Origin of the sequence: Streptomyces sp. NPDC001315 (assembly GCF_042896175.1) — a bacterium.
Lineage (GTDB): Bacteria > Actinomycetota > Actinomycetes > Streptomycetales > Streptomycetaceae > Streptomyces.
The window spans coordinates 404,197-417,155 of sequence record NZ_JBIAWZ010000004.1 but is presented as its reverse complement, the minus strand read 5'-3'; the positions used below and the strand labels follow the sequence as shown (position 1 = coordinate 417,155).

The 12,959-nt window shown below is 70.6% G+C and carries 11 protein-coding genes; 6 read left to right on the top strand and 5 right to left on the bottom strand.

What is annotated here, in order from left to right:
• Positions 1–54 precede the first annotated feature (54 nt).
• Positions 55–1,296, top strand: coding sequence for an MFS transporter (locus ACFY16_RS15285; RefSeq protein ID WP_390647587.1), 1,242 nt, complete (start codon positions 55–57; stop codon positions 1,294–1,296).
• A 243-nt stretch (positions 1,297–1,539) separates the two neighbouring features.
• Here the strand turns inward: ACFY16_RS15285 and ACFY16_RS15280 are convergent, their stop codons facing one another.
• On the bottom strand, positions 1,540–2,289 hold the full coding sequence (locus tag ACFY16_RS15280; protein ID WP_390647586.1) for an IclR family transcriptional regulator: 750 nt from the start codon (positions 2,287–2,289) through the stop codon (positions 1,540–1,542).
• 143 nt (positions 2,290–2,432) lie between these two features.
• Here ACFY16_RS15280 and ACFY16_RS15275 point away from each other — a divergent pair, with 143 nt between their 5' ends.
• The 4 genes from ACFY16_RS15275 to dmpG all read left to right on the top strand — a co-directional run bounded on the left by ACFY16_RS15275 (position 2,433) and on the right by dmpG (position 6,090).
• Positions 2,433–3,197 carry an IclR family transcriptional regulator gene (locus tag ACFY16_RS15275; protein WP_390647585.1) on the top strand — a complete coding sequence of 255 codons (765 nt, stop codon included), beginning with the start codon at positions 2,433–2,435 and terminating at the stop codon, positions 3,195–3,197.
• Positions 3,198–3,287: 90 nt separating this feature from the next.
• The gene (locus tag ACFY16_RS15270; protein ID WP_390647584.1) at positions 3,288–4,136 is read left to right on the top strand and encodes a 2-keto-4-pentenoate hydratase; all 849 of its coding nucleotides are present in this window, start codon (positions 3,288–3,290) and stop codon (positions 4,134–4,136) included.
• The gene (locus tag ACFY16_RS15265; protein ID WP_390647583.1) at positions 4,133–5,080 is read left to right on the top strand and encodes an acetaldehyde dehydrogenase (acetylating); all 948 of its coding nucleotides are present in this window, start codon (positions 4,133–4,135) and stop codon (positions 5,078–5,080) included. Before ACFY16_RS15270 ends, ACFY16_RS15265 begins: the two co-directional genes overlap by 4 nt.
• Entirely contained in the window at positions 5,077–6,090 is a 1,014-nt protein-coding gene (dmpG, locus tag ACFY16_RS15260) for a 4-hydroxy-2-oxovalerate aldolase (RefSeq protein WP_390647582.1), read from the top strand. Before ACFY16_RS15265 ends, dmpG begins: the two co-directional genes overlap by 4 nt.
• Positions 6,091–6,554: 464 nt before the next feature.
• Here the strand turns inward: dmpG and ACFY16_RS15255 are convergent, their stop codons facing one another.
• From ACFY16_RS15255 to ACFY16_RS15240, 4 genes are all read right to left on the bottom strand, one after another.
• The gene (locus ACFY16_RS15255; protein ID WP_390647581.1) at positions 6,555–7,499 is read right to left on the bottom strand and encodes a 3-carboxyethylcatechol 2,3-dioxygenase; all 945 of its coding nucleotides are present in this window, start codon (positions 7,497–7,499) and stop codon (positions 6,555–6,557) included.
• Positions 7,496–9,250: a bifunctional 3-(3-hydroxy-phenyl)propionate/3-hydroxycinnamic acid hydroxylase gene (locus ACFY16_RS15250; protein WP_390647580.1), complete on the bottom strand. Its 1,755-nt coding sequence runs from the start codon at positions 9,248–9,250 to the stop codon at positions 7,496–7,498. The genes ACFY16_RS15255 and ACFY16_RS15250 overlap by 4 nt, the downstream gene beginning before the upstream one ends.
• A 26-nt stretch (positions 9,251–9,276) precedes the next feature.
• A complete protein-coding gene (locus ACFY16_RS15245) occupies positions 9,277–10,137 on the bottom strand; it encodes an alpha/beta fold hydrolase (protein ID WP_390647579.1) in 861 nt (286 codons plus the stop codon).
• A 515-nt stretch (positions 10,138–10,652) separates the two neighbouring features.
• The gene (locus ACFY16_RS15240) at positions 10,653–11,288 is read right to left on the bottom strand and encodes a TetR/AcrR family transcriptional regulator (protein WP_390647578.1); all 636 of its coding nucleotides are present in this window, start codon (positions 11,286–11,288) and stop codon (positions 10,653–10,655) included.
• Between the two features lie 113 nt (positions 11,289–11,401).
• On the opposite strand from ACFY16_RS15240, the gene ACFY16_RS15235 reads away from it, so the two are divergent.
• Entirely contained in the window at positions 11,402–12,952 is a 1,551-nt protein-coding gene (locus tag ACFY16_RS15235) for an FAD-dependent monooxygenase (RefSeq protein WP_390647577.1), read from the top strand.
• Positions 12,953–12,959: the final 7 nt, after the last annotated feature.

The window sequence follows — 12,959 nt, the reverse complement described above, 5'->3', positions numbered from 1 at the left end:
GGCCCGTACGCAGTCCAACTGCCCCTCCTGCCAAGGACGAGACGAGGCGAGACGATGCATCAGCGCGCATACGCCAGCCAGTGCACTGCCGAGGAGAAGCGGCACACCTCCGCGAAGTCGCCCATCAGGAATCCCAAACTGACGTTGTTCGCACTGGCGTTGGGGACCTTCGCGATCGGCGCCGGTGAGTTCGGCAGCAACGGCATCATCCAGCTGTTCGCGTCCGATCTGGATGTGTCCGTTCCGGTCGCGACCTACGCGATCACCGCGTATGCCTTCGGGGTGATGATCGGCTCTCCGGCGATCACCCTGCTCGCCGCCCGGGTCAACCGGCGCACTCTGCTGCTCGGCCTGATCGGGCTGTTCCTGGTCCGCAACGGACTCTCCGCCCTGGCGCCGGACATCGTGCTGTTCGTCGTCTTCCGGTTCGTCGCGGGCAGCGTGCAGGGCGCGTTCTTCGGCGCCGGGGCCGTCGTCGCCGCGTACGTGTACGGGCCGGGCAAGGGCGGCAAGGCGTTCGCCACCGTGATGGGAGGACTCACCGTCGCCACCATCGTCGGGTCGCCGCTCGGCACCTTCATCGGCCAGCACGCCGGCTGGCGCGTCATGTACGGGACCGTGGTCGCCGTCGGCCTGCTTGCCGGAGCTGCCCTGATGGCCTGGCTGCCGCGCACCGACGACCTGCGCGGCAGCTCCCTCACGGGCGAACTCGGCGCCCTCCGGCGGCGGGGCGTCTGGCTGATGGTCACCGTCGCGGCGTTGGGTATCTCCAGCATCTTCGCCGTCTACACGTTCATCGGCCCGTTCGTCACCGACGCGGCGCTGCGGGACGCCTCGCTCATCCCGATCGCGCTCGCCGTCTTCGGCCTCGGCATGGCGGTCGGCAACCACGTCGGCGGACGTGTCGCCGACCGGTACGAGAACCGCGGTCTGATCTTGGGCTACGGCGGTGCTCTGGCGTTCCTGGTGCTGATCGGTGCGGCAGGCGGCAACCTGGTGATTCTGCTGCCCTGCCTGTTCGGCGTCGGCGCGACCATGATGTTCGCCATCCCCACCATCCAGGTCCGGTTGACCGGTTTCGCACCGGACGCCCCGTCCTTGATGGGAACGCTCAACCTGGCCGCCCTCAACCTGGCCAACTGTCTCGGCGCGATCGGCGGCGCGGTCGCCCTCGGCGCCGGCTGGGGGACCTTGTCCACCGTGTGGGCCGGCTTCGTCCTCACCACCGCGGGTCTGCTCCTGTACGTCACGACCGTCGCCCGGGTGAAGCCGGCGCCCGTTCCGGTTCGCGCCTGAACAGCTCGACTCGACCAGTACTCCAGCAAGAGACCCTTCTGGTCCTGTGTGACGGAGGAATCACGTGAACGACGGTGCGGTACAGCGCGGGCCGGTCCTGGACGACGAGCAGTTCCGCCGGCTCGCCGAGTACGGTGAGGTGGAGCACGCCGAGCCCGGCCGGGATGGCACCGCTGCCGCCCGGTCGCCGGAAGCGAAGAACTTGGCGCGACCACCCGCTGCCGCGGCGCTGTGGCCGGGATGTCAGCCGAGCGCCGCGATCTCCTCGGCCACCGCCTGCATCACCGGCACGGCCGCGTCAACCACGTCCTCTCGGGCGGTGATCAGGTTCACGCACAGGTGCAGCGCAGGATCGGCGGTGCGCAGCGGCACGGCGACGCCGTAGGCCCCGGGTTCGATCTGCCCGAACGTACGGGCGTACCCCCTGCCCCTGACCTCCGCCACGGCGGCCGGCTCCCCCGGGGAGGGCAGACGTAGCGCGGCGAGGGCGAGCCCAGCGGCGCCGACACCGATCGGGTGGCGGCTGCCCACGCGATAGGCGATGTGGTAGTCGACGGTCTGCGGCTCGACCACCGCGACGGCGACGGCCTCGTCGCCTTCTGCGGAGATCAGCGCGACAGTGGCGCCCAGCTCGTCGGCGGTGCGCCGCAGCACGGGCAGCGCCGCCTCCCGGATGCCCGCCGCGTACCCACGCGCCAGCGTGACCGTGCCTGAGCCGGCCCGATAGCGGCCGTCGGAGCTGCGCACGACCAGCCGGAACTCGGCGAGCGTGACCAGGATGCGGTACGCGATGGTGCGATGGACGTCGAGCCGCTGCGCCACCTCGTTCACGGTCAGGCCCTGAGGCTGACCCGCGATCGCCTCCAGCGCCAGCAGGCCGCGGGCGAGTGTCTGGGAGCCTGCGGCCTTTCCCTGCGCGCCGCCGCCCTGCGCCGCCGAGCCGCGGGCGGTCTTCTTCCCCCGCGTGCTCGAGGCCACCTGATCGTCACTCATTCCGGAAGTCTACGGCCGCGCGATGACAGCCTGTCACCTCCGCCCACGCCCTGCGGTGCGGGATCCGATCGCCGTAGAATCGGATCCCGCGGGCAGGCCGTGACCTGCAGGGACACGCGCGGCGGCGAGAAGCGGAGGCGGGCGTGGGCGAGGCCGCACCGAGCGGCGTGCTGAGCAAGGCGCTCGCCGTGCTGCAGGCGTTCAGCGTCGAGGACACCACTCTCGGCTTCGCCGAGTTGCAGCGTCGCACCGGTCTGCCCAAGGGCACTTTGCATCGCACCCTCGGCGATCTGGCGGCCGCGCGCCTGCTCGACCGGGTCCAGGGCCGCTACCGTCTGTCCAGCCTGGTCTTCGAACTGGGGATGCGTGCCTCGGTGGAGCGCGGCCTGCTGGAGGTGGCGACCCCGTTCCTGGAGGACCTGTACGTGCGCACGCACGAACTGGTCCACCTGGGCATCCGCGAGGGTACCGAGGTGGTCTATGTGGCGAAGATGGGCGGGCACCAGCAGGCCGACTCCCCGTCCCGGCTCGGCGGGCGCATGCCGCTGCACTCCACCGCCCTCGGCAAGGTTCTCCTCGCCCACGCGCCCGCCGACGTCCGTGAGTCGGTGCTGCGCGGACCGCTGGAACGCCGGGCCCCCCGGACCATCACCAACGTCGACGTCCTCACGCGCCAGCTGTCCGACATCGCAGCGAAGGGCGTCGCGTTCGAGTACGAGGAGTCGGCGGTCGGCATCGTCTGCGTCGCGTCCGGGATCTTCGGCCCGTCGGACGAGATCCTGGGCGCGGTCAGTGTGACAGGCCCCGTGCACCGCTTCCAGCCCGCCCGGCACGCCAACAGCATCCGGGCGGCGGCGGGCGGCATCACCGCCACCCTCGGCCGACGCGAGGAACTCCTGCGGCACTGACCTCCGCGGTCGCCCGGCGGACAGGCCCGTGTTCCGTCTCGCGGAACTTTTTCCTGGGCGCCGCGCGCCCCGAGTCTCCAAGCTGGGGGCATGAACGAGACCCCCCGTGGCAGCGACGCCGTAGCAAAGGCAGCTCAGCGCCTGTCGGCAGCCGCCGCCGACCGCGTGCCCTGCTCCCCCGTCCGCGACCTGATCGGCAGCGACGACGTGAAGGCGGCGTACGCCGTCCAGGAGCTGCTCACCGCACGTCGTTTGGAGACCGGAGCGTGCGTCACGGGACGCAAGATCGGCCTCACGTCGCCCGCCGTCCAGGCCCAACTCGGCGTGGACCAACCTGACTTCGGTGTCCTCTTCGACGACATGCAGGTCGCCGACGGCACCCTGGTGCCGACCGGGCGGCTGCTCCAGCCGAAGGTCGAGGCCGAGATCGCGTTCGTGCTCGGCGCGGACCTTGCCGAGGGCCCCCTGGATGCGCAGCAGATCCGGGACGCCGTGGCGTACGCCGTCCCGGCCCTGGAGATCGTCGACAGCCGTATCGCCGGCTGGGACATCACCTTCGGCGACACCGTCGCCGACAACGGCTCCAGCGCCCTGTACGTGCTCGGGTCGGCGACGAAGACCATGGCCGAGTTCGAGCCGGTGACCGCCGCCATGACCCTCACCCGGGGCTCCGAGACCGTCTCCAGCGGTGACGGCGCGGCCTGCCTCGGCGACCCGCTGACCGCGCTCGCCTGGCTGGCGCGGACCGCACGCGAGGTCGGCGACCCGCTGCGCGCGGGCCAGGTCGTGCTCTCCGGCGCCCTCGGCCCGATGGCCGTCGCCGAGCCCGGTGACACGTTCACCGCCGAGATCAGCGGCCTCGGGTCCGTCTCCGTCCGCTTCCCCGCGTCCCCCGAGGGCGACGCGCTCTCCGACTCCGACGAAGGAACCTCCGTATGAAGACCAAGGTGGCCATCATCGGCTCGGGCAACATCGGCACCGACCTGATGATCAAGGTGCTGCGCCTGTCCGACACCCTGGAGGTGGGCGCGATGGTCGGCATCGACCCCGCCTCCGACGGGCTCGCCCGCGCCCAGCGGCTCGGCGTCCCGGTCACGGCCGAGGGCGTCGAGGGCCTGGTCCGCATGGACGGCTTCGAGGACATCAAGATCGTCTTCGATGCCACGTCCGCCAAGGCCCATGTGGCCAACGCCGCCGTCCTCGCCCCGCACGGCAAGCAGCTCATCGACCTCACGCCGGCCGCGATCGGACCGATGGTGATCCCCGCGGTCAACCTCACCGAGCACGTGGGCGCAGACAACGTCAACATGGTCACCTGCGGCGGCCAGGCCACGATCCCGGTCGTCGCCGCGATCTCCCAGGTGGCTCCGGTGCCGTACGCGGAGATCGTCGCGTCCATCGCGTCGAAGAGCGCAGGCCCCGGTACCCGCGCCAACATCGACGAATTCACCGAGACCACGAGCCACGCCATCGAGAGCGTCGGCGGCGCGGGGCGCGGCAAGGCCGTCATCATCCTCAACCCGGCCGAGCCCCCGCTGATCATGCGGGACACCGTGCTCGCCCTGGTGAACGCACCGGAAGAGGACACACACGAGGCGATCCGCGCCTCCATCGCCGCGATGGTCGAGCAGGTGTCGGCGTACGTGCCCGGCTACCGGCTCAAGCGACAGGTGCAGATCACCCCGGTCCCCGCCGACCAGCCGGTGCACACCCTCACCTCGGACCCGGTCACCCACCAGGTGTCGGTCTTCCTCGAGGTCGAGGGCGCCGCCCACTACCTGCCGGCCTACGCCGGCAACCTCGACATCATGACCAGCGCGGCCGTCCGCATGGCCGAGGCCATGGCCGCCCACAGCAACGAACTTCAGGGAGCGGGCGCGTGACCGTCGACAGGCTCTTCATCCAGGACGTCACCCTGCGGGACGGCATGCACGCCATCCGCCACCGCATCGAGCCGGAACAGCTCGGCCGGATCGTGGCCGCGCTCGACGCCGCAGGTGTCGACGGCATCGAGGTCTCCCACGGCGACGGCCTCGCCGGCGGCTCCCTCAACTACGGTCCAGGCAGCCACACCGACTGGGAGTGGATCGAGACCGCCGCCGCCCACATCGAGAACGCCCGCCTCACCACGCTGCTGCTGCCCGGCATCGGCACCATCGAGGAGCTCAAGCAGGCGTACGCGCTCGGCGTCCGTTCGGTGCGTGTGGCCACCCACTGCACCGAGGCCGACGTCTCCGCGCAGCACATCGCCACCGCCCGCGAGCTGGGCATGGACGTGTCCGGCTTCCTGATGATGAGCCACATGGCCGACGCCGAGACGCTCGCCGGGCAAGCCAAGCTCATGGAGTCGTACGGCGCGCACTGCGTGTACGTCACCGACTCCGGCGGCCGTCTGATGATGGACGGCATCCGCGACCGCATCCGCGCCTACCGGGACGTTCTCGACCCGGCCACCGAGATCGGCGTCCATGCCCACGAGAACCTCTCCCTCTCGGTCGCCAACTCGATGATCGCGGTGGAGGAGGGCGTCACCCGGGTCGACGCCTCGCTGGCCGGCCAGGGTGCGGGCGCGGGCAACACCCCCCTGGAGGCGTTCATCGCGGTGGCCGACCTCAAGGGCTGGGCCCACGGCTGCGACCTGTTCGGGCTCCAGGACGCCGCCGACGACCTGGTGCGTCCGCTGCAGGACCGCCCGGTGCGGGTCGACCGCGAGAGCCTCACCCTCGGCTACGCCGGCGTCTACGGCTCCTTCCTGCGCCACGCCGAGACCGCGGCCGAGCGCTACGGCGTCGACGTACGCACCATCCTCGTGGAGGTCGGTAAGCGCGGCCTCGTCGGCGGCCAGGAAGACATGATCGTCGACGTGGCGCTGGGGCTGGCCGAGTCCCGCTGACCCACGGGGGACGGCACGGCAATTCCCGGACAGCGGCCGGGCCGTCGCCCGTGTCCGCAGACCCACCCGCTTGCACGTGCCGGTGGACGACGCTCGTCGGCGCCGTGTCCGGAACGTCGCCGGCTGAGCCGCGTGGGTGACTCCTCCGGCGCGGCGCGGGCAGTTCGGCGGTCCTGGCGCTGCGGCTGGGCAGCCCCACCCGGGCGGCCCGGCCGCAGCGCCAGGGCATCGACGCCGACAACTCATCCACCGCCGACTTCACGGGACCGTGATGCCGGGGGCGCCACCACGAACGGCACGGCGCCGCCTTCGCCGGCTGCACGGGTTCCTGCGCTGGGCCCGTGGGCGCCGGGTGGCTCGGGACCCCAGGTACCAGTGGGCGCGCGGGCGCCCGGCCGCCGAAGGACCGGCTCGCTCCGCGGTGACCGGTGCGGATGTGACACACCGGCAGCCGCGGCGACCGGTCATGGTGCGGTGTGCGCCGTCATCACGCCGAAGCCCGCGATGTACTCGCGGATCGGCCGGTAGAACGAGTACTCCACGGCGTACGGGCCCGCCGCGCCGAGGGCCGCGAAGGCGGCGACCCAGGTGCGGACCTCGTGGGCGGAGTTTCCGGCATCCTTCGCCATCTGCTCGGGCGTCATCGCGTCGACCGGGGAGAGATCGCCAGAGGCGAGGGTCGCCATGAGGGCCTGGTCCCACTCGGGGTTGAGGTCCTGGATGGTGGCCGTGCCCGCCGTGAAAGCCTTCGCCGTGTCGATGACCCGTTGCTGCCGGGCGTCACGGGCCGCGGCCGTGGGGTGCCTGCCGTTGAGCAGCAGGGCTCGGGCGGCGTCGTCGGCGGTGGCCCACTGCGGTACCGGCGGGTCGTGGGAGAGGCCGCCGGAGCCGATGACGAGGACGCGCTCGTCCTCGAGTGTCGAGAGGAAGCCGCCGATCGCCTCGCCGAGTCTGCGGACCCGGCGCATGGTCACGAACGGCTTGGCGACACCGTTGACGAAGACGGGGATGGTCGGCACGGTGTCGATGCCGCCGAAGAGGAGCTCCAGCGGCTGGACGGCGCCGTGGTCGACCTCCATCCGACGGGAGATGGCCACGTCGATGTCGCGTTCGGCCACCCACTGGGCCAGTTCCTCGGCGCGCTCGGTCGGCACGCTCAGTGGTCCTTCGGCAGTGCCGTAGTCACCGACGCCCAACGCCTCGTAGCCGATGCAGAACGGCGGCATCAGGTCGTAGAAGAAGCCGTTGTAGTGATCGGGTGCGAAGGAGACGACCAGCGTGGGGTCGTACTCCTTGACGAAGGCCCGCGCGGCGGCGAAGGCTCCGTGGACGGCGTCTACCACCTCGGCGGGCGGGTCGGCGTACTCGAGGAGCGGGCTGTGCGACATCGTGACGAGGGCGAGGCTCATGCCTGCACTCCTTCCGTGGTACGTGCCGTGGTCTGCGCAGGGATGTCCGCAGCGGTTCCCGCCGTGAGGAGCGAACCGGCCTTCTTGACGGAGGCGAGGGCCTGCGCCGCCTGCCGGGTCAGGGAGGCCGCGGCGACGAAGCGGTCGGGGCGCAGCACGACCAGGCCGCAGGAACGGACGTCGAACCAGTCCTTGAGGGCCCCAGTGGTGTCACCGACCACGGTGACCGGCGCCGAGGAGCCCGCGTACTGCTTCTCGGCCCAGGTGCGCTGGGTCTCCGGCATGAAGGAGACCAGTTTGATCCGGTGGCGGTGGACGAACTCGAGGTCGGTGGGAGAGAGGAACGCCGTCGGGTCGGTGCCCCAGGTGGCCAGCGTCCACCAGTCGCCGGTGACGTCGTCGAGCAGGACGTTCGTGGCGTCCGCGGTGTTCACCCGGGGTTGGATGAACTGCAGACCGACCGGCGAGAGTTCACCCGCCGAGTCGATGAAGGGCGCCAGCTTGCCGCGCTTGAAACCGGCCTGCGCCTGGCCCGGGGTGAGCGTGGCCTGGTCGACGACGACACCGGCGGCGTAGCGCGGCATCGGCTTGAACCGCAGCTCGGTGAAGTACGACTTCCACTTCGGCACGAGGTTGAGCGCGGAGGCGGACAGGTCGCGCACCTTGCCGCCGAAGCGGCCCATCTTCATGACCGTACCGGCCGCCATGTTCACGTCGATCATGTCGGCGGCGTGCTTGCGGCGCTCCTCGGTGTAGGTGTCGAGGAGGGCGTCGTCGGCGTCGCCGGACAGCACGGCGGTGAACTTCCACGCCAGGTTGGTCGCGTCACGTATCCCGGAGTTCCAGCCCTGGCCGAGCCAGACCGGCATCAGATGCGCGGCGTCACCGGCGATGAAGACCCGGCCCTTGCGGAAGTCCGAGGCGACCCGGCCGTGGTGGGTGAAGGTGCGCTGGTTGATGACCTTCAGACCCGACGGGTCGGGGACGTGGCGGCGGAGCAGGGAGTGCATGAACGTGGGGTCGTCGCACAGCTCGCTGGGCTCGTCGTCGTGGAGCATGAACTCCCAGCGGCGGATGCCCTGGGGAAGACCGATGGACACGTACGGTCGGCGCGGGTCGGCGCCGAGGTACACCGACGGGGTGCCGATCGGGTCGTTCTCGACGTCGACGACCACCCATCGGGTCGACGGCGACTTGCCTTCGAACCGGACACCCATCCACTTGCGGGTGAAGGAGCTGCCGCCCTCGCAGCCGACGGCGTACCGAGCGGTGAGAGTGACCGTTCCGGTGGCGTTGTCGTCGGCGTCGAGCCGCTCGGCGGTGACCGCGACGTGGTCCCCACGGTCCTCGATCCCTACCACACGGTGACTGAAGCGCAGCTCGGTGCCCTCGAAGCGGTCGAGCCCGGCGGCCAGCTCCTTGTCGACCAGCGGCTGGATGAAGCCGTGCTTGCGCGGGTAGCCGAACTCCTGCGTCTTGGGAGCGTTGGTGGCGAGCACCTGGCCCGTGCCGTTGACCAGCCGGACCACGTGGTGCGGGACCGTGTAGGGCTGGATCTGCTGCCACAGGCCCGCCGTGTGCAGGGTGCGGATCGACTCATCGTCGAGGCCGACACCGCGGGGGTAGTCGATCAGCTCGTGGCGGGCTTCGAGCACGGTGGCCCGGTGGCCGCGTACACCGATCAGGTTGGCGAGGGTGAGGCCCACCGGCCCGGCTCCGATGACGACGACGTCAGTGTCGAAGGTGGTCATGGGGGTGTGTCCGATCGGGTCAGCTGTCAGTTGTGGGAGAGGAAGTCGATGACGAGGCGGTTGAACTCTGCGGCGTGCTCGATCATCGCCCAGTGGCCGCAGCGGTTGAGCAGGACGAGCCGCGAGTCGGGGATGTTGGCCAGGAGCCACAGGCTGGTCTCGTAGTGCAGGACCCGATCGTCCTTGCCGTGGATCAGCAGGGTCGGTGTCCGGATGCCGGAGATCTTGTCGCGGTCCACCTTGATCGGGATCGGGGCGCCATGCGCGAGGCCCTCGACATAGTTCTTGAGGTGGTCGGGACGGGCGAGCGCCGCTTCCGAGCGCTCCCGGGTCAGCTCGGGGGTCGCGAAGCGCGCCTTGTCGTAGGTCATGATCTCGACGAGCGCCTTCATGTTCTCCGGGCTCGCGTCCTTGTACGCCTTGACCAGGACCTTCAGGCCCTCGCTCGGGCCGTCACCAGCGCCGAAGAGGGAGGCCGGGCCGCGGCCGAGTGAGGCCCCCATCGTCACCAGGTGGGTGATGCGCTCGGGGTGCAGCGTGGCGAAGCGGACCGCGGTGTGGCCGCCCATCGAGTTGCCGACCAGGGCGGCCTTGGGCAGGCCGAGTGCGTCCAGGAACTCCACGAGCGTCTTGTCGTGGTCCATGTCCGTGGTCGCCTGCGCGTCGGAATCGCCCCAGCCCGGCATGTCAGGGGCGATGACATGGAACCCGGCGTCGGCGATGGCGCTGATGTTGCCGGCGAAGTTCGACCAGCCGGTCGCGCCGGGGCCGGAGCCGTGCAGCAGGACGACGGGCACGGCACCGGCCTCGCCGGCCTCGTAGTACCGCATGCGAAGCCCCGACGGAAGAGCGATGTCGCGCGATGCGGTCTCTTTTGTGACGGCCATGATCCGGAGTCCCTTGTACGACGGCTCGTGCGTTATATGAACGCCAGCGAACGATAATTGCTCAGTTACCTGTATGCAACGCTCGCGATCGAGGAATGTCAAGGGGGCGCTGTACCGGAAGAGGCGCAGCCGATCAGCCGCCACGAGTACCGACGGCGGCGTGGTCGACGCTCCGGGCGCGGGCAGGTGACGCCGGGCTCGGCGGTGCGGATCGCCGCACCGAAGCCGCGCCCGCACGCCTGGGCGGCGCCCGCGACCCCACCTGGCCCAGGAAGGACGACCACGCCCGGAGGATCCCGGCTGCCCGTCCTCGAGCCGAGCGCGCAGCGTGAAGCTGGACCGGTGCGCCGTGTGTCCGAGCACGCGCGACACCTTGGGCGACTCGATCACCAGGTGACTTCTGAATACCTTTGGCCCCGGTGGGATGGATCGCCGCACGGAGATCGGCGGGGCGCCCCGAGAAGGGCCCGCCATGCGGCGCAGCCGGGACCGCCGGCCGTCGCGGCCGATCCCGGTTACGCGCGGAGCGCTTCCCTGCCCAGGCTCGACAGCGCGACGGCGAGCTGCTCCATCAGGCGCTCGTGCGCCACGGCCGGGTTCGCCTGGAGCGCGAGGAAAGCGCCGTCGAAGCCCGCGAGCGCGAAGTCGACGGTGTCGTCGGCGACCTGCCCGGCCCGGTCGGGGGCAAGGGTGGTGAAGGCGCGAGTGATCACAGCGTGGAGGTTGGAGCGCGCGTGGGCCCGTACCCGCTCGACGATCTCGGTCGTCTCCGGGGTGTCGCCGCTCAGCAACAGCAGCACGAACAGCCGCAGGAAATCCGGGTGTTCGACGAAGGCGGCGCCGGAGGCGCGGAGGGTGCGGCGCAGGTACACCTCGGGGGTGTCCCCGGGTTCGGGTTCGGGCGTGGTGACGCTCGCGAAGAAGAGGCCGGCCCCGCGCTCCATGACCGCGGCGAGGATGCCCAGCTTGGAGTTGAAGTGCCAGTAGATCGAGCTGTTGGGCAGCCCTGACTCCCGGGCGATGTCGGCGATGCTCGTCCCGTCGTATCCGCGAAGCGACATCATCCGCGAGGCGGCGTCGAGAATTTCGTCCCGCGATCGCTCGCCCTGGAGCTGGCGCTTGGTGCGGCGCCCTGCAGCTGTGGTCGGCATCCCCCCAGTCTATCTGGAGTGTTCATTCCAGACCCTTGACAGCCCCCTTCCGGCCACTTCTAATGGGCCCACGTCAATCTGTCTGGAATATTCATTACAGAACTGAGGCATGTATGCGTCCCCACGATTTCGACGCCGACGTCGCGATCATCGGTTACGGCCCCTCGGGTGTCGCCGCGGCCAACGCGCTCGGCACGCTCGGCGTCAGCGCGATCGCGTTCGAGCGCGCGAGCGACATCTACAACCGGGCCCGAGCCGTCACGGTCAATGACTGGACGATGCGCCTCTTCCAGCAGATAGGTCTCGACAAGCAGGTCAAGGCCGACATGGACCCCACGCTCGCCCTGCGCTGGGTCACCTACGACGGCACCGAGCTGACGCGCGTGCCGTTCCCCCCGGGGCGGCTCGGCCACGCGACGTCGTACGCGATCTACCAGCCGGCCATGGAGCAGACTCTCCGCGACGGGGCCGAGCGGTTCGGTGACAAGGTCCGGGTCGAGTACGGCGTCGAGGTGACCGATGTGCAGCAGGACGCCGACGGCGTCACGGTCACCACGCGCGACATGGCCACCGGCGAGTCCGCCACGAAGCGCGCCCGGTACGCCCTGGCCTGCTACGGCGGCGAGACCGCGACCCGCGAGCGCCTGGGTGTCAATCTCATCGGCGACACCCTGGACGTGCGCTGGGTCGTCATCGACGGCAAGGTGAAGCGCTGGTGGCCCGACCGCCACATCCTCACCTTCTGGTCCGACAAGGACCGCCCGGTCGTCGACATCGCGCTCGGCCGCGACAACCACCGCTGGGAGATACCGCTCAAGCCCGGCGAGACCGACGCGGACTTCGCCACCCACGACGACCTCTGGCCGCTGCTCGAGTCGCTCGGGGTCTCGCACGACGACATCGACATCCACGGCCACGCCTTCTACAGCCACCACGTCCGCTCCGCGGAGTCCTGGCGCGTCGGCGAACGTGTCTTCCTGCTCGGTGACGCCGCTCACCTGATGCCGCCGTGGGCGGGCTCCGGCATGCAGTCGGGCATCCGCGACGCGTTCAACATCGCCTGGAAGCTCGCCGGCGTGCTCGGCGGCTCGCTCCCGGTCGCGATCCTCGACTCCTACGAAGCCGAACGCCGCCCCAACGTCGACTTCTACACCGAGGTCTCGGTACAGCTCGGCCGCATCATCAAGCAGGAACTCACCGAGGAGGAGCAGGCCGCTCTGGCCGCGCAGTCGGACGAGCTGCCGCCCCTGCTCTGGCCGCCGTCCTATGTCGCCGGCTGGTTCACGGGCGCCGCGACGCCCGACAGCGCGGTCGGCAAAATGATCCCGCAGCCGCGGGCCGCCACCGTCAACGGCCTCATCGGCCCCCTCGACGACCTGCTCGGCGACGGCTTCGTCATCCTCGGCGACAACGTCGACCCGGCCACCGTGCTGTCGGCCCAGGAGAAGACCGGTTGGGACGCCGTCGGCGCGCGCTACCTCGCCGTCCGCGCCGCCGACCAGGGCACCGAGGGGCCCGACGAGATCGTCGATATCGACGGCACCCTCATCAGCTGGCTGCGCGAGTACGGCGCCCGCGTGGTCGCCGTCCGCCCCGACCGCTTCGTGGCCGCAGCCGACCCCACTGGCCTCGCCGTTCCTACCGGCCTCGCCGACTCAGCCTGACCGCCAC